Source organism: Achromobacter sp. MYb9 (assembly GCF_002975275.1).
In the GTDB taxonomy this organism is placed as follows: domain Bacteria; phylum Pseudomonadota; class Gammaproteobacteria; order Burkholderiales; family Burkholderiaceae_B; genus Achromobacter.
Genome location: NZ_PCOQ01000014.1, coordinates 21,157 through 36,429, shown reverse-complemented (window position 1 = coordinate 36,429; position 15,273 = coordinate 21,157). Strand labels below are relative to the sequence as shown.

The following is a 15,273-nucleotide window of genomic DNA, read 5'->3' as shown; positions in this document are numbered from 1 at the left end:
ACCCAGTAATTACGCAGTACCCGGCTTCATCCAGCGCTGATATGGCCAAACGCTAATGACCCAACGTCATTGACCGCTGATCAAGCCGCACGGATTCCGATCTGATTTGCGAAAACCCACAACGCCAAAACGCAAATCCCGGCTCCGCCCCGAAAGTCGCGCAATATCGGCGCAACTTCCACAATCAAAGCAGTTCCGAATGCAGCGATGGCCATTGCGGCCAGCGTGCTGAATCGATCAACGCCCAGGCACTGAACCTGATTGGCGGGATCCGACGCAAGCAGCCTCGAAGCCGCCCATAGCACCTTCGCCAAACCGCCAGTCCGGCTTGGCCAGAAGCACCAAAATTTTACGCTGCGGCGCACGTCGACCCAACGACGACAGCCGCACAGCAACCGCCAGAGCCCAACCCACTCTCTGCGCGGCCCCTCAGGCCTAAAGAGCGCATGCACCGAACATGCACGCCACCTGGCCCGAATCGATGCCGTCCTGACTGACGGATGGCATCAAACAGCGGCATTGAACCGTTACCCGCGCACGCAAAAATATGAGAATGCGCAAAGGGACGGCAACACTTATGCGGTAGTGTCATGCATGCCTGTCCGAATCAAGCCGGCTGGACATGGCAGACGACCACGATGCGAGGCGCTTTAGTTACGTCCACATCTTGCTCGGCATGAATACCCGCAGCTTTCTAATAACTAGAACCTAAGAGAACAAACACCATGAATACTCGTTTCACTACCTCGGACCTGATCCGACGCCCCGCTCACACGACGCTGGACAACACGCCCATCCATATCGGCGACATCGTCTACCTGCAGCCCACCAACGGCCCCGCCATCCGCGCGACGGTCATCTTCAACGCGCCGATCGACGGCACGACGACCTACACGACTGAAGTCGTGCCTTGCGGCTCTTCCACGCAGAAAGTGCCCGGCCAGCGCATCCGCTTCCGCCACGAGCACGTTCATCGCATCGAGCCCGTGCGTCGCACCACGCACTGATATCCAGGCCCAAATCGCCGCGCGTCATGCGCGGCGATTGCTTTTTGCGCATGATAAATTCGCAAGCAATCCGTCCAGGCAGCTCAACCATGCAGAACAACCGGCAAGCGATCCGCATCTGGGATCTTCCCACCCGCCTCTTTCACTGGGCGCTCGTCGTCTGCATCGTGGGCGCGTTCGTCAGCGTGAAGCTGGGCGGTCTGTACATGGACTGGCACGTGCGCTTTGGCTGTACGGCGCTGGGCCTGATCATCTTCCGGGTGCTTTGGGGCATCGTCGGGCCGCGCTACGCCCGCTTCAGCCAGTTCGTGCGCGGCCCCGGCGCCGTGGCCCGCTACCTGAAGGGCGCCGCCGCTCCCGCCGGCCATAACCCGCTGGGCGCATTGTCGGTGCTGGCACTGCTGCTGGTCATCGGCTTCCAGGCCACAAGCGGCCTGTTCACCACTGACGACATCATGACGCAAGGGCCGCTGTTTGGTCATGTAAGCGAAGCCACGGCCGCCCTCATGACGTCATGGCACAAGCTCAACGAGTGGGTCATCATCGGCGTGATCGCCCTGCACCTGCTGGCCGTCGCGTGGTATGCCGTGGTGCGCCGCAAGCGCCTGGTCCGCGCCATCGTCACCGGAAACGTCGAAGCCAAGGACCTGCCGGCGGGCACGCCACCCGCCCAGGACGGTCTTGCCGTCTGGCTGCGTGCGCTGCTGCTGGGCGCCTGCGTCACGGCCCTGGTGCTGTGGATCCGGTCGCTGGAAGTGGCCGCCGACATGTCCTTCTCTTGATCCCGCCGCAGGCCCACAAAAAAAAGCCCCTCGTAATCCGAGGGGCTTTTTCCTTCAGCACCGCGGGCATCCAGAGACGCCCCGGGCCTTACTTCTTCTTGCGGTAGGAATCGTGGCAAGCCTTGCAGCTTGCACCCACGTCACCGAAGGCGGCGCGCAGCTTATCCAGATCGCCTGCGTCGGCCGCGGCCGACAGCTTCACGATATTGTCCTGGAAAGCTTGCTGCTTCTGCTTGAAGCCGGCCGCGTCGCTCCAGATTTCGGGGCGGGCGTCGCCGCCTTCCGTTCCGGGACCGAAAGCTGCCCACGGCAGGCCGGACAGCGTCTTCAGCACTTCGACGTTGGCCTTGATCTGCGCGGCGTCGTACGGCGCCTGACCCTTGACCACCGGCGTCATGCGGCCGAAGTGCGAAGCCATCAGCGTCAATGCCGACTGGCGGTACTTGACGGCATCTTCCGGCTTGGCGAACTGCGCCGAGGCGGTGGTTGCCAACAGCGGCCCCACCGTCATACAGGCCAACGCGACAAGCGTGGACAACTTCTTCATTGCAATCTCCCGTAAGGACAACAACAATGCCGCGCGCATTGCGCGCGCGGCATGGCGACTATACCGCCCGGGCCAGCTCTGCAGCCAGTCCGATGTACGAACGCGGGGTCATCGCCAGCAAGCGGGCCTTGGGCTCATCCGGCAGCGCCAGGCCCTGGATGAATTCTCGCAGAGCTTCCTCGGTTATGCCCTTGCCGCGCGTCAAGGCTTTGAGTTGTTCGTACGGTTGCGGCAGGCCATAGCGGCGCATGACGGTCTGCACGGGCTCGGCCAGCACTTCCCAGCACGCATCGATATCGGCGTCGATGGCGGCCGTGTTGACCTCCAGCTTGCCCAGGCCGCGCATGCACGCATCCCACGCCACCAGGCAGTAACCCAGGCCCACGCCCAGGTTGCGCAAAACGGTGGAGTCCGTCAGGTCGCGCTGCCAGCGGGAGATCGGCAGCTTGTCGGCCAGATGGCGCAGCACGGCGTTCGCCAGGCCCAGGTTGCCTTCGGAGTTTTCGAAGTCGATCGGGTTGACCTTGTGCGGCATGGTCGACGAACCGACCTCGCCGTCTTTCAGACGCTGCTTGAAATAGCCCAGCGCCACGTAGCCCCAGACGTCGCGGTCCAGGTCCAGCACGATGATGTTGGCGCGCGTGATGGCGTCGAACAAGGCCGACATCCAGTCGTGCGGCTCGATCTGGATGGTGTGGCGGTTCTGGGTCAGGCCCAGGCCGGCCAGCACGCGCTGGCTGAAAGCCGGCCAGTCGATTTCCGGATAGGCCGACAGGTGGGCGTTGTAGTTGCCGGTGGCGCCGTTCAATTTGGCCAGGGGCTCAACGGCCTCGACGGCGGCGATGGCGCGGTTCAGGCGCGCGGCCACGTTGGCGAATTCCTTGCCGAGCGTCGTCGGGCTGGCCGGCTGGCCATGGGTGCGGGACAACATCGGCTGGTCAGCCTGGGCCACGGCCAGATCGTTCAGCTTGGCAGCCAGTTCGCGCAGGCGCGGCACCACGACCTGGTCGCGGGCGCGCGACAGCATCAGCGCGTGCGAGGTGTTGTTGATGTCTTCGGACGTGCAGGCGAAGTGAATGAACTCGGCGGCGGCGGCCAGCTCGGTGTCATCGGCCACTTTTTCCTTCAGCCAGTACTCGACGGCCTTCACGTCATGGTTGGTGACGCGTTCGATGTCCTTAATGCGGGCAGCGTCGGCTTCCGAGAAATCCTGCACCAGTTGCTGCAGGCGCTGGCGGGCAGCCGCCGAAAAAGCGGGCAGTTCGGGCAGGCCCGCGTCGGACAGGGCCACCAGCCACGCCACCTCGACTTCGACGCGGTGCGCCATGAAGCCGGCCTCGGACAGCAGACCGCGCAGCGCGTCGCCCCGGGAAGCGTAACGGCCATCCAATGGCGAAAGGGCATTAAGTTGGCTCAATTGATCGGCGATTTGCATGGTCTGAAGAAGAAATGGCTACGGATGGGAAAACCCGACGATTTTATCATCCGGGGGAGTGCAACATTGTGGCAAACTGGCGAAGATTCCGGCCAGCGGACGGTTGGGCGTCCATCCGGCCTGCTATACTTCGGCCGCTTTTCGACTCCGCTTGTGACTCCATGAAACTGATCGGCTCGCTTACCAGTCCATACGTACGCAAGGTGCGTATTGTCATGGCCGAGAAAAAGCTGGACTACCGGCTTGAACTCGAAAACGTCTGGTCCGCCGACACGCAGATCCAAACGTATAACCCGCTGGGCAAGGTGCCCTGCCTGGTCATGGAAGACGGCGGCGCGCTGTTTGATTCGCGCGTCATCGTCGAATACCTGGACACCTTGTCCCCTGTCGCCCGCCTGATTCCTCAGCCGGGCCGCGATCGTGCCGCCGTCAAATGCTGGGAAGCCATCGCCGATGGCCTCCTGGACGCCTGCGTCGCCATCGTGAAGGAAAACCAGCGCCCCGAGGCACAACGCAGCCCCGAATGGATCGAGCGCCAGTACAGCAAGATCCACGCGAGCCTGGATGCCATGAACAAGAGCCTGGGCGACAACGCCCACTGCATGGGCATCAACTACAGCCTGGCGGATATCGCCGTGGGCTGTGCGCTGGGCTACCTGGACCTGCGCTTTGCTTCGCTCGATTGGCGCGCCAACCACCTGAACCTTGCCCGCCTGTACGACAAGCTGTCGCAGCGCCAATCGTTCATCGACACGATCCCCAAGACCGCCTGAAGGCGGTCCCGGACAGCCCGCTTCCACGGGCCGTCACACACGCCCCATCCCGCAGGGGCGCCAGAATACCGGCCGCGCAATGCGGCCGGTTTGCATTTCAGTGCCTGAAAATGCCGTCCTATTGGGCGGCGAACGTCTGCCAGGCCTTGAACAACATGTAGGCGGCCAGCGCGAACAACAGGCAGGCGAATACCCGTTTCAGGGTCTGGACCGGCAGGCGGTGCGCCATGCGCGCGCCCAACGGCGCCGTGAGCACGCTGGTGCAGACCAGCGCCACCAGAGCGGGCCAATAGATGTAGCCGAGCATGCCCGGGCGCGATGTCCCTTCGTTCAGGCCGGACACTACATACCCCACGCTGTTGGCCAGCGCGATCGGGAAGCCCAGCGCCGCCGAGGTCGACACCGCGTTGTGCAGCGCCACGTTGCACCAGACCATGAAGGGCACCGACAGGAACCCACCGCCCGCGCCGACCAGCCCGGACAGGAAACCGATGCCCGCCCCCGCCGCACTGGTCCCCACCACGCCGGGCATCTGGCGTGCCGGCTTGGGCTTCTTGTTGCGCAACATGCTCCAGCCGGAATAGCCCACGAACAGCGCGAAGAACAGCGATAGCCACAGCGTGCTGAGCGCCGCGAAGACCGCCCCGCCCGACAGCAGCCCGCCCAGGATGATGCCCGGCGCCATCGCCCACACGATCGGCCATTTGATCGTGCCCTTCTGCTGGTGCGCCCTGACGCTGGACACGGAAGTGAACAGGATCGACGTCATCGACGTCGCGATCGCGGCATGCACGACCAGTTCGGGCGGCATACCCTGCCAGGCGAACAGCATCGTCAGGAAAGGCACCAGCAGCATCCCTCCGCCAATACCCAACAGACCCGCCGCAAAACCCACTACCGCACCCAACGCCAGCAGGCAAACCACCATCGTCACATCCACAACCGTCTCCTCTTTTATGGTTCGGTTTCTTGCTTGTCATGAGCGAAGGCCCCGCCGGCAGTGCGCCCACGGGGCCTTGTCCGGATCCGCTTCTACCGGACCCGCGTGCGTTACAGGATGATCCCGCCGCCCAGGCAAACCTCGCCATCGTATAGCACGGCCGACTGGCCGGGCGTGACGGCCCATTGCGGCTCGGCGAAATCCAGCGCGAAGGTGTCGCCTTCAGCCTGTTCCAGGCGGCAGGCGGCATCGGCTTGGCGATAGCGCGTCTTGGCGCCGTAGCCCGCGACGGCGGGCGGGTGCCCCGCCACCCAGCTGGCGTCCTGCGCCTGTAGCCGTCCGGACAGCAGCCAGGGATGATCGTGTCCCTGCACCACATACAGGATGTTGCGCTCCAGATCCTTGCGCGCCACGTACCAGGCTTCGGCCGTGCCGTCCTCGCGCTGGCGCCCCTTCACGCCGCCCACGCCCAGGCCCTTGCGCTGGCCCAGCGTGTAGAAGGACAAGCCTTCGTGGCGCCCCACGTTCTGTCCTTCCGGCGTCAGGATCGGGCCGGGCTCGGTGGGCAGGTAGCGGTTCAGGAATTCGCGAAACGGACGCTCGCCGATGAAGCAGATCCCGGTGGAATCTTTTTTAGCGGCGTTGTGCAGGCCGATTTCGTGCGCGATGCGCCGCACCTCGGTCTTGTGGATCTCGCCCAGTGGGAACAGGGTGCGCGACAGTTGCGCCTGGTTCAGCCGGTGCAGGAAGTAGCTTTGGTCCTTGGACGCGTCCAGCGCCTTGAGCAGCTGGAACTGCGTGCCGCCACCATCGGCCGGCACCTCTCGCACCCGCGCGTAGTGGCCGGTGGCGATATGCTCGGCGCCCAGCGCCATCGCGTGGTCCAGGAAGGCCTTGAATTTGATCTCGGCATTGCACAGCACGTCGGGATTGGGCGTGCGGCCCGCGGAATACTCGCGCAGGAAGTCCGCGAACACGCGGTCCTTGTATTCGGCGGCGAAATTGACGAATTCGAAGTCCACGCCGACCAGGTCGGCCACACTGGCCGCGTCCAGCAGATCCTGGCGCGTAGAACAGTATTCGGAATCGTCGTCGTCTTCCCAGTTCTTCATGAACAGGCCAACGACGTCATAGCCCTGCTGCTTCAGCAGCCAGGCCGTCACCGACGAATCGACCCCGCCGGACATGCCGACCACAACGCGGCCTTTTTTGGTGGATATTTGACTCATGATGCGACTATTTTAGTTCGGACAACGCGTCTTCCCGCGGCTGCGGCTCTGCCGCCCGGGACACTTCCATCAGCCAAGCTCGAAACGCCTGCAGGGTGGGCAGGTTGGCCTTCTGCTCGGGATAACACAGGTAATAACCCATGCGCGCGCGGATGGGCAGCTGGATGGCGACGGCGAGCTTCCCATCGCGTAGCTCATCTTCGATCAGGCAACGCGGGATCAGCGCCACGCCGAACCCGGCGGCGGCGGCCTGCGACAACAGCGCGTATTGGTCGAAACGGGCCCCTTCCAGGCTGCGCCGCGTGTCGCACCCTGCCTGCTCGAACCAGTCGCGCCAGCCTTCCAGCGCGGACGTGTGGTGCAGCAGCGGATACGCCAGCAAGGCCTCCGGCGACGGACAGCCGCCCGGGATCAGCCGCGGGCTGCAGACAGGCACGATTTCGCGGCCCACGATGTAATCCGCGCCGCTACCCGGCCAGATGCCCTCGCCGAAGCGCACGGCGGCGTCAAGTTCAGGCGTCGAAAAATCGTAGCCCTGGCGGTGCGGCAGGAACTCCACATGGATGTCCGGGCGCAACCGCATGAAGGCGGTCAGGCGCGGAATCAGCCAGCGCGCGCCGAAGGTCGGCATACAGGTCAGGTTCAACGTGCCGCCCTGCCCCTGGTGCGCAATCAGCTCGACCGTGGCGGCTTCGATCTGGCCCAGGCCCGCCTGGACCTTGGTCAAATAGCTGCGGCCGGCTTCGGTCAGGACCAGGCCTTGCCTGATCCGCAGGAATAGTTCCACGCCGACGAACTCTTCCAGATGTTTCACCTGTTTACTGACGGCGCCCTGGGTCACGCACAATTCCTGGGCCGCGCGCGTGAAACTGCTATGGCGCGCCGCGACCTCGAATGCCTGTAAATCCGTTAATGAGGGACAGAAACGTCGCATGTGTCGTCCCCACGAAGCGTGGGGCTCCCGCCCCAGCGGGGCTTGATCGGGGAATTTCCCGTTGCCTCGGGCCCGATGAAAAGCAGCGGAAAAGTTACATAAAAGTAACGTCCCAACGATGCAGGCCAGAGAGAGGCATGAAAAAAAGTCATAGCTTACGGAGAAACTTTCGTTTGCGCAAACCGCCCCGCCAGGAAAGAATCGTTGCGTTTGCGTCTGCCTTTGCGCATCCGCTTTCCATTTATTAGGGGAATTCATGCAACGCCGTAACGTAGTACTGGGCCTGTGTGTCGCCGCCGCGACCCTGGCCATGCCGCTGACCTCGGGTATCGCGCACGCTGAAGACGCGTATCCGAGCAAGCCCATCCGCCTGATCGTCCCCTTCCCGCCCGGCGGCACCACCGACATCGTCGGCCGCCTGTTCGCGGACAAGCTGGGCAAGGAACTGGGCCAGACCGTCGTGGTGGAAAACCGCGGCGGCGCCGGTGGCTCGATCGGCAGCGCCTTCGTCGCCAGCAGCGCGCCGGACGGCTATGTCCTGGGCATCGCCACCGTCAGCACGCACGGCATCAACCCGGCCATCTACCCGAACCTGCCGTTCGATGGCGAGAAGGACTTCACGCCCATCTCGAACCTGGCTGCCGTGCCCAACATCATGACGATCAACCCGAAGGTGCCGGCCAAGAACATCGCCGACTTCATCAAGCTGGCCAAGAGCCAGCCGGGCAAGCTGACGTATGCGTCCGCCGGCAACGGTTCGGTCTCGCACATGATGGGCGAACTGTTCAAGATGGCCTCGGGCACCGACCTGATGCACGTGCCTTACCGTGGCGTGGGCCCGGCGCTGAACGACGCGCTGGCCGGCCAGGTCGACGTCATGTATGACAACCTGCCCTCCACGCTGCCGCACGTGCAGTCCGGCCGCCTGATCGCCATGGCCGTCGCCTCGCCCAAGCGCGTCGCCAGCCTGCCCGACGTGCCCACGTTCGCCGAAGCCGGACTGCCGGCCGTGAACGACGCGTCCTGGTTCGGCCTGGTCGCCCCGGCCAAGCTGCCGGAACCCATCCTGGCCAAGCTGAACGCAGCGGTGCAGAAGGTCAGCGCCGAAGCCGACGTCAAGGCGCGCCTGGAAGCGCTGGGCGCCCAGCCCGCCGCCAACAGCTCGGCCGACTTTGGCAAGCAGATCGCGGCGGAAATCGCCAAGAACAAGCGCATCGCCAAAGAAGCCAACGTGAAGATCGACTAAGCGATCTTCGGCCCCCGCCGCGCAAGCTTGCGCGGCGGGGGCCTCCGATTCACGAACGCACGACCCCAATATGCGAATTACCCAACCCCTGTCTTACCGGCTCGACCTTCCGCAGCAATATCCGGATTCGGAAACCTCGGCCCCGCTTGTGCTGGATTCTCCGCACAGCGGCACCGCCTACCCTCCCGATTTCGCGGCCGCGGTGGACTTTGGCGCACTGCGCACTGCGGAAGACACCTGGGTTGACGATCTGTGGGGCGACGCCATGGAAATGGGCGTGCCGATGATTGCCGCCGGTTTTCCGCGCGCCTACATCGACGCCAACCGCGCGCCCGACGAGATCGACGAACTGCTGCTGGATGCCGCCTGGCCCGACGCCATCAACGCTTCGCCGAAGGTCAAGCTGGGCAAGGGCCTGATCTGGCGCATGCTGGATGACGGCACCCCGTTGTACGACCGCAAGCTGACGATCGAAGAAGTCCGCCACCGCATCGATGCCTGCTGGAAGCCCTATCACGCCGCGCTGGGCCAGGTGCTGGACGCCGCCCACAAGAAGTTCGGCAAGGTCTGGCACATCAACTGCCACTCGATGCCCAGCGTCGCCGGCGCCTTCGCCACCGACCGCCCTGGCCTGGTCCATCCCGACTTCGTGCTGGGCGATCGCGACGGCAGCACCAGCGACCCGGCCTTCCGCGAATTCATCGCGGCCTGGCTGCGCAAACGTGGCTACGACGTCACGGTGAATGATCCCTACAAGGGCGTCGAACTGGTGCGCGCCTTCGGCCGCCCCGAAGAGGGTCGCCACAGCCTGCAGATTGAAATCAACCGCAAGCTGTATATGGACGAAACCACGCTGCGTCCCACGGAAAACTATGGCCGCCTGAAGGCCGATCTGCGCGACCTCACCGCCGCGCTGATCAACTGGACTCGCGCGCAAACGGCCTGACGCCGGACGTTTGCACGCAGGTAACCGGCCAGCGGCGTGGTAAGACTGGCCGGAGCAAGTGGGTTGAAAGACCCGAGCCCCATGGTTCGCCATGGGGCTTTTTTTTGTCATTCCCGTGTATAACTACGGCGAACCTTCTAGGAGAGGCGTCGATGCACATCGGGATACCAAAAGAAACCCGAGACGGGGAAACCCGTGTCGCAGCAACACCAGAAACCGTCAAGAAGTACGTAGGCGGCAAACACACCGTTGTCGTGGAGCGTGGCGCAGGCACCGCCGCTCGCTATCTTGATGACGCCTATGAGGCAGCGGGCGCCACGCTCGGCTCCGCCCAGGATGCCTTGGGCGCCGAACTCGTCCTGAAGGTACGCGCCCCTTCCCCCGCCGAATTGTCGCAAATGAAACCGGGCGCCGTCGTCATCGGCATGCTTGATCCGTTCGACGCCGACGGCCTGGCGCAAATGGCCGCCGCGGGGCTGGTCGGATTCGCCCTTGAGGCCGCGCCCCGCATCACCCGCGCCCAAAGCCTTGACGTGCTGTCTTCGCAGGCCAACCTGGCGGGCTACAAGGCCGTGCTGCTGGCCGCGCATCACTATGGCCGCCTGATCCCGATGATGATGACCGCCGCCGGGACCCTGAAAGCCGCGCGCGCCGTGGTGCTGGGCACCGGCGTGGCCGGCCTGCAAGCCATCGCCACGGCCAAGCGTCTGGGCGCGGTGGTCGAGGCCTCCGACGTGCGCCCCGCCGCGCGCGAACAGGTGGAATCGCTGGGCGCCAAGTTCATCGACGTGCCGTTCGAAACCGACGAGGAACGCGAGATCGCCCAAGGCACGGGCGGCTATGCGCGCGCCATGCCGCCCGACTGGATGGCGCGGCAGGCGGCGCTGGTGTCCGAGCGATGCAAGCAGGCAGACCTCGTCATCACCACCGCCCTGATTCCCGGCCGCCCCGCCCCCACGCTGGTGTCCGCCGAAACCGTCGCGGCCATGAAGCCCGGCTCGGTGCTGGTCGACCTGGCGGTCGAACGCGGCGGCAATTGCCCCTTGTCCGAAAAAGGACGGGTCGTGGAAAAGCATGGCGTGACGATTATCGGGTTGACCAACCTGCCCGGCCTGGTAGCCACGGATGCGTCCGCGCTGTACGCGCGGAACATCCAGGACTTCCTGAAGCTCATCATCAATGCGGACGGCGCGCTGGCAATCCAGCGCGACGATGAAATCGTGGCGGCCTGCCTGATGTGCGAAGGCGGCAATGTGACGCGGAGGACCTGAACATGGAAGCGATCAACCCCACCCTGATGAACCTCATCATCTTCGTGCTGGCCATCTATGTCGGCTACCACGTCGTGTGGAACGTCACCCCCGCCCTACACACGCCGCTGATGGCGGTCACCAACGCCATCTCGGCCATCATCATCGTGGGCGCCATGCTGGCGGCGGCCCTGACCGAAGGCGGACTGGCCCGCGGCATGGGCGTGTTCGCGGTGGCGCTTGCCGCGGTGAACGTGTTCGGCGGCTTCCTGGTCACGCGGCGCATGCTCGAGATGTTCAAGAAAAAGGATCGCAAGCCGGGCAAGGAGGAAGCGAAATGATCTCGCTCAACCTCGTCACCCTGCTCTACCTGGTTGCTTCGGTCTGCTTCATCCAGGCGCTCAAGGGCCTGTCGCATCCCACCACGTCGCGGCTTGGCAACGCCTTCGGCATGGCCGGCATGGCGATCGCCGTGCTGACCACGGCGGCGCTCATCGTCGGCCTGGCGCGTACAGGCACGGCCACGATCGGCCTGGGCTGGGTGCTGCTGGGCCTGCTGATCGGCGGATCCGTCGGCACGCTGATGGCCCGCCGCGTCGAAATGACGAAGATGCCGGAACTGGTGGCCTTCATGCACAGCATGATCGGCCTGGCGGCGGTGGCCATCGCCGTCGCGGTGGTGGCCGAGCCACACGCCTTCGGCATCGTCGCGGCCGGGGCGATGATCCCCACCGGCAACCGCTTCGAGCTGTTCATCGGCACCTTCGTAGGCGCCATCACGTTCTCGGGTTCGGTCATAGCCTTCGGCAAGTTGTCGGGCAAGTACAAGTTCCGGCTGTTCCAGGGCGCCCCGGTCGTGTTCCCCGGCCAGCACATGCTGAATCTGGCGCTGGCGCTCGTGATGCTGGGCTGCGGCGTGTGGTTCATGCTGACCCAGGACTGGACGCCCTTCGTCATCATGACGCTGGTCGCCTTCGTGCTGGGCGTGCTGATCATCATCCCGATCGGCGGCGCGGACATGCCGGTGGTGGTGTCCATGCTGAACAGCTACTCGGGCTGGGCGGCGGCCGGCATCGGCTTCTCGCTGAACAATCCGATGTTGATCATCGCCGGCTCGCTGGTGGGCTCTTCGGGCGCCATCCTGTCCTACATCATGTGCAAGGCGATGAACCGGTCGTTCTTCAACGTGATCCTGGGCGGCTTTGGCGGCCAGGCGGGCGGCGGCGCGGATGCCGGCGCGGGCCAGCAGCGCAGCGTCAAATCAGGCAGCGCGGACGATGCCGCCTTCTTGATGACCAACGCCGAAAGCGTGACCATCGTGCCGGGCTACGGCTTGGCGGTGGCACGCGCGCAGCACGCGCTGAAAGAACTGGCGACCAAACTCACCGAGCGCGGCGTGACGGTCAAATACGCCATCCATCCGGTTGCCGGACGCATGCCCGGTCACATGAACGTGCTGCTGGCCGAGGCAGAAGTGCCCTACGACCAGGTCTTCGAAATGGAAGACATCAACAGCGAGTTCGCCCAGACCGACGTGGTGCTGGTGTTGGGTGCGAACGACGTGGTCAACCCGGCCGCCAAGAACGATCCCAAGTCGCCCATCGCCGGCATGCCCATCCTGGAAGCTTATAAGGCGCGCACCGTGATCGTGAACAAGCGCTCGATGGCCTCGGGCTATGCGGGCCTGGACAACGAGCTTTTCTACATGGATCGCACGATGATGGTGTTCGGCGACGCGAAGAAAGTGCTGGAAGACATGGTCAAGGCGGTGGAGTAGCCACCCGCCCACGAATGCCCCGTACCGGGCGTTCGTGGGCGCCCCTGCCGCTATGCGGCAGCCGTCTTGCGCAATTGTTCGTCCACGACTTCCACCCAATGCCGAACCGGCGTGTCGGTGCCGCTTTGCAGGTGGCCGATGCAGCCGATGTTGGCGGACAGGATCACATCCGGCCCGCCCGCCGCGATGGCGCCCAGCTTGCGATCGCGCAGTTCCAGCGCGATCTCCGGATTCAGCACCGAATAAGCGCCCGCCGACCCGCAGCACAAGTGCTTGTCGGCGAACGGCAGCAATTCGAACCCCAGATCCACCAACAGCTGCTCCGACAACGGCCGCAGCCCTTGCCAGTGCTGCAAGGTGCAGGGCGGATGGAACGCGGCGCGCGTGCCGACGGGCAAGCGAGCGCGCAGTTGGTCGGCATGCGGCGCCACGATCTCGGCCACGTCCTTGACCAGCGCGACGATATCCGCGGCCTTCTGGGCGTATGCCGGATCATGCTTCAGGTGATGCGCGTATTCCTTCACCATCGCGCCGCACCCGGACGCGTTCATGACGATGGCCTCGACGCCGCCGTCCTGGACCAATGGCCACCAGGCGTCGACGTTGGCGCGCATCTGCGCCAACGCCGCGTCCTGCGCGTCCAGATGGAAGCTGACCGCGCCGCAGCAACCGGCGCCAGGCGCGATGCGCGCGCCAATGCCGACGGCGTCCAGCACGCGGATGGTGGCCGCGTCGATGGTGGGCATCATGGCGGGTTGCACGCAACCCGCCAGCATCAGCACTTGCCGAGCATGACCCGCCACTGCGGGTAGCAAGCCCGCATCGCGGCGTTCGGGCACCTTGCGCTTCAGGGCTTCCGGCAGGAAACCCCGCACGGCCTGCCCTACCCGCATCGCCGGTGCGAACATCGGTGACAGCATGGCGCGGCGCAGGAAATTGCGCTTGGCCTTTTCGGTCCAGGAACGCGGCACGCGCTCGTCCACGATCTTGCGGCCAATATCGATCAGATGGCCATATTCAACGCCGGACGGGCACGTGGTTTCGCAATTGCGGCAGGTCAGGCAGCGGTCCAGGTGCTGCTGCGTGGACTGCGTGGGCGCGGCGCCCTCCAGCACTTGCTTGATCAGGTAGATGCGCCCACGCGGGCTGTCCAGCTCGTCGCCCAATACCTGATAGGTCGGACAGGTGGCCGTGCAAAAGCCGCAGTGCACGCAACGCCGCAGGATAGCGTCGGCTTCTTTGCCCAGTTCGGTATCGCGCGCCCAGGATGCCAGGTTGGTTTGCATGATGCGCTATAGCTCCAGGACCAGGCGGCCGGGGTTGAACAGGCCGGCCGGATCAAGCTCTTGCTTGAGGCGGCGTGTAATCGACGCGATGCCGGGCGCCAGTGGATGGAACACGCCGTCCGCCGGCGGCTTGCCATGGCCTGCGCGAAACAGGGTGGCATGCCCGCCCAGCCGCGCTGCGGCCTCGCGCAGTTCGGTGGCGTCGCGCGCGCCGGACAACCAGCGTTGCCCGCCGCCCCATTCGATCAGTGTCGGCCCCATGCCCAACACGGCGGCCGTGGGCGGCAAGGCCAGTCGCCATAGCGGCTGACCAGGCGTGAAGAAGGCGTGCGTCTGTTCGCGCAATGCGCGCCACCAGGCCACCGCGGCGCCGGGGTCCAGGGCGTCGCCGCCAATCACGTGGCGTGCGCTGGCAATGGCAGGCGGCGCCCCCGACAAGCGCACGTGCATCGCGCCCTCGCCGTGCTCGTCCGCGCCCGTCCAACTGGTGGCCGAGATCGGCAGCGGCTTGCCGCGCCATAGCGCGAAGCTGGTCAGCGCCTGGGCCTGGGTGGCGGGGCAGACCAGCGTCAGCTCTTCCATCGGCCGCGGCACAACCTTCATCGAGACCTCCAGCAGCGCGCCGAAAATGCCGTGCGAACCGGCCAGCAGGCGCGACACGTCGTACCCGGCCACGTTCTTCATGACTTCTCCGCCGAACGCCAGCATGCGCCCCTCCGAATCCAGCAGGCGCGTTCCCAGCACGAAGTCGCGCAAAGCGCCCGCGCTCATGCGGCGCGGACCGGACAGGCCTGCGGCCACGCAGCCGCCTACCGTCGCCGAGGCGCCGAAATGCGGCGGTTCGAATGCCAGCATCTGACCGTTTTCGGCCAGCGCCGCCTCCAGCTCGGCCAGCGGCGTGCCCGCGCGAACGGTCACCACCAATTCGGACGGGTGGTAGCTGACGATGCCGCGATACGACGTCATGTCCAGCAAGCAGTGGCCGTCTTGCGGCGTTACCGGCCGGTAATTGCCGTAGAACGCCTTGCTGCCTCCGCCCATCACGAACAGCGGCTTGTGGCCGGCACGGGCCGTCATGACCTGGTCGCACAATTCCGACAGGACAAAATCCATAAGGAATG

15 protein-coding genes are annotated in these 15,273 nt (G+C 65.0%); 8 read left to right on the top strand and 7 right to left on the bottom strand.

The genetic code is table 11. From position 1 onward, the window contains the following. The first annotated feature begins 725 nt into the window (after positions 1 to 725). Together CQ050_RS19385 and CQ050_RS19380 are read left to right on the top strand one after the other, a co-directional pair. The gene (locus CQ050_RS19385) at positions 726 to 1,007 is read left to right on the top strand and encodes a hypothetical protein (RefSeq protein ID WP_006224961.1); all 282 of its coding nucleotides are present in this window, start codon (positions 726 to 728) and stop codon (positions 1,005 to 1,007) included. A gap of 89 nt (positions 1,008 to 1,096) precedes the next feature. Next, the gene (locus CQ050_RS19380) at positions 1,097 to 1,789 is read left to right on the top strand and encodes a cytochrome b/b6 domain-containing protein (protein ID WP_105558461.1); all 693 of its coding nucleotides are present in this window, start codon (positions 1,097 to 1,099) and stop codon (positions 1,787 to 1,789) included. Positions 1,790 to 1,877: 88 nt separating this feature from the next. Here the strand turns inward: CQ050_RS19380 and CQ050_RS19375 are convergent, their stop codons facing one another. Beyond that, a complete protein-coding gene (locus tag CQ050_RS19375; protein WP_105558460.1) occupies positions 1,878 to 2,336 on the bottom strand; it encodes a cytochrome c in 459 nt (152 codons plus the stop codon). Positions 2,337 to 2,394: 58 nt separating this feature from the next. Continuing rightward, positions 2,395 to 3,771: an adenylosuccinate lyase gene (purB, locus tag CQ050_RS19370; protein WP_105558459.1), complete on the bottom strand. Its 1,377-nt coding sequence runs from the start codon at positions 3,769 to 3,771 to the stop codon at positions 2,395 to 2,397. Between the two features lie 161 nt (positions 3,772 to 3,932). On the opposite strand from purB, the gene CQ050_RS19365 reads away from it, so the two are divergent. Continuing rightward, complete coding sequence (locus CQ050_RS19365; RefSeq protein WP_105558458.1) at positions 3,933 to 4,544, top strand: glutathione S-transferase; 612 nt, start codon at positions 3,933 to 3,935, stop codon at positions 4,542 to 4,544. Positions 4,545 to 4,662: 118 nt separating this feature from the next. Here the strand turns inward: CQ050_RS19365 and CQ050_RS19360 are convergent, their stop codons facing one another. From CQ050_RS19360 to CQ050_RS19350, 3 genes are all read right to left on the bottom strand, one after another. After that, a complete protein-coding gene (locus CQ050_RS19360; RefSeq protein WP_105558457.1) occupies positions 4,663 to 5,484 on the bottom strand; it encodes a sulfite exporter TauE/SafE family protein in 822 nt (273 codons plus the stop codon). Between the two features lie 110 nt (positions 5,485 to 5,594). Continuing rightward, the gene (gene mnmA, locus CQ050_RS19355) at positions 5,595 to 6,713 is read right to left on the bottom strand and encodes a tRNA 2-thiouridine(34) synthase MnmA (RefSeq protein ID WP_105558456.1); all 1,119 of its coding nucleotides are present in this window, start codon (positions 6,711 to 6,713) and stop codon (positions 5,595 to 5,597) included. Between the two features lie 7 nt (positions 6,714 to 6,720). After that, positions 6,721 to 7,647: a LysR substrate-binding domain-containing protein gene (locus CQ050_RS19350; RefSeq protein ID WP_105558455.1), complete on the bottom strand. Its 927-nt coding sequence runs from the start codon at positions 7,645 to 7,647 to the stop codon at positions 6,721 to 6,723. A 256-nt stretch (positions 7,648 to 7,903) separates the two neighbouring features. On the opposite strand from CQ050_RS19350, the gene CQ050_RS19345 reads away from it, so the two are divergent. The 5 genes from CQ050_RS19345 (at position 7,904) to CQ050_RS19325 (ending at position 12,866) form a co-directional block, all read left to right on the top strand. Beyond that, the gene (locus CQ050_RS19345; RefSeq protein ID WP_105558454.1) at positions 7,904 to 8,893 is read left to right on the top strand and encodes a tripartite tricarboxylate transporter substrate binding protein; all 990 of its coding nucleotides are present in this window, start codon (positions 7,904 to 7,906) and stop codon (positions 8,891 to 8,893) included. Between the two features lie 70 nt (positions 8,894 to 8,963). After that, entirely contained in the window at positions 8,964 to 9,839 is an 876-nt protein-coding gene (locus CQ050_RS19340; protein ID WP_105558453.1) for an N-formylglutamate amidohydrolase, read from the top strand. Positions 9,840 to 9,991: 152 nt separating this feature from the next. Continuing rightward, positions 9,992 to 11,110 carry a Re/Si-specific NAD(P)(+) transhydrogenase subunit alpha gene (locus CQ050_RS19335; RefSeq protein WP_105558452.1) on the top strand — a complete coding sequence of 373 codons (1,119 nt, stop codon included), beginning with the start codon at positions 9,992 to 9,994 and terminating at the stop codon, positions 11,108 to 11,110. A gap of 2 nt (positions 11,111 to 11,112) precedes the next feature. Beyond that, entirely contained in the window at positions 11,113 to 11,430 is a 318-nt protein-coding gene (locus tag CQ050_RS19330) for an NAD(P) transhydrogenase subunit alpha (protein ID WP_006224972.1), read from the top strand. After that, positions 11,427 to 12,866 carry an NAD(P)(+) transhydrogenase (Re/Si-specific) subunit beta gene (locus CQ050_RS19325; RefSeq protein WP_105558451.1) on the top strand — a complete coding sequence of 480 codons (1,440 nt, stop codon included), beginning with the start codon at positions 11,427 to 11,429 and terminating at the stop codon, positions 12,864 to 12,866. Before CQ050_RS19330 ends, CQ050_RS19325 begins: the two co-directional genes overlap by 4 nt. 50 nt (positions 12,867 to 12,916) lie before the next feature. Here CQ050_RS19325 and glcF read toward each other — a convergent pair whose 3' ends face one another. Both glcF and glcE read right to left on the bottom strand, forming a co-directional pair. Then, complete coding sequence (gene glcF / locus CQ050_RS19320) at positions 12,917 to 14,152, bottom strand: glycolate oxidase subunit GlcF (RefSeq protein ID WP_105558450.1); 1,236 nt, start codon at positions 14,150 to 14,152, stop codon at positions 12,917 to 12,919. Between the two features lie 6 nt (positions 14,153 to 14,158). Beyond that, positions 14,159 to 15,265, bottom strand: coding sequence for a glycolate oxidase subunit GlcE (glcE, locus tag CQ050_RS19315; protein ID WP_105558449.1), 1,107 nt, complete (start codon positions 15,263 to 15,265; stop codon positions 14,159 to 14,161). Positions 15,266 to 15,273: the final 8 nt, after the last annotated feature.

Bases quoted from the DNA above. Each gene is read 5' to 3' on its own strand.
- mnmA (WP_105558456.1), bottom strand. From the start codon at position 6,713: ATGAGTCAAATATCCACCAAAAAAGGCCGCGTTGTGGTCGGCATGTCC.
- CQ050_RS19365 (WP_105558458.1), top strand. From the start codon at position 3,933: ATGAAACTGATCGGCTCGCTTACCAGTCCATACGTACGCAAGGTGCGT.
- purB (WP_105558459.1), bottom strand. From the start codon at position 3,771: ATGCAAATCGCCGATCAATTGAGCCAACTTAATGCCCTTTCGCCATTG.
- CQ050_RS19340 (WP_105558453.1), top strand. From the start codon at position 8,964: ATGCGAATTACCCAACCCCTGTCTTACCGGCTCGACCTTCCGCAGCAA.
- CQ050_RS19325 (WP_105558451.1), top strand. From the start codon at position 11,427: ATGATCTCGCTCAACCTCGTCACCCTGCTCTACCTGGTTGCTTCGGTC.
- CQ050_RS19375 (WP_105558460.1), bottom strand. From the start codon at position 2,336: ATGAAGAAGTTGTCCACGCTTGTCGCGTTGGCCTGTATGACGGTGGGG.
- CQ050_RS19345 (WP_105558454.1), top strand. From the start codon at position 7,904: ATGCAACGCCGTAACGTAGTACTGGGCCTGTGTGTCGCCGCCGCGACC.
- CQ050_RS19330 (WP_006224972.1), top strand. From the start codon at position 11,113: ATGGAAGCGATCAACCCCACCCTGATGAACCTCATCATCTTCGTGCTG.
- glcF (WP_105558450.1), bottom strand. From the start codon at position 14,152: ATGCAAACCAACCTGGCATCCTGGGCGCGCGATACCGAACTGGGCAAA.
- CQ050_RS19385 (WP_006224961.1), top strand. From the start codon at position 726: ATGAATACTCGTTTCACTACCTCGGACCTGATCCGACGCCCCGCTCAC.
- CQ050_RS19380 (WP_105558461.1), top strand. From the start codon at position 1,097: ATGCAGAACAACCGGCAAGCGATCCGCATCTGGGATCTTCCCACCCGC.
- CQ050_RS19350 (WP_105558455.1), bottom strand. From the start codon at position 7,647: ATGCGACGTTTCTGTCCCTCATTAACGGATTTACAGGCATTCGAGGTC.
- CQ050_RS19335 (WP_105558452.1), top strand. From the start codon at position 9,992: ATGCACATCGGGATACCAAAAGAAACCCGAGACGGGGAAACCCGTGTC.
- glcE (WP_105558449.1), bottom strand. From the start codon at position 15,265: ATGGATTTTGTCCTGTCGGAATTGTGCGACCAGGTCATGACGGCCCGT.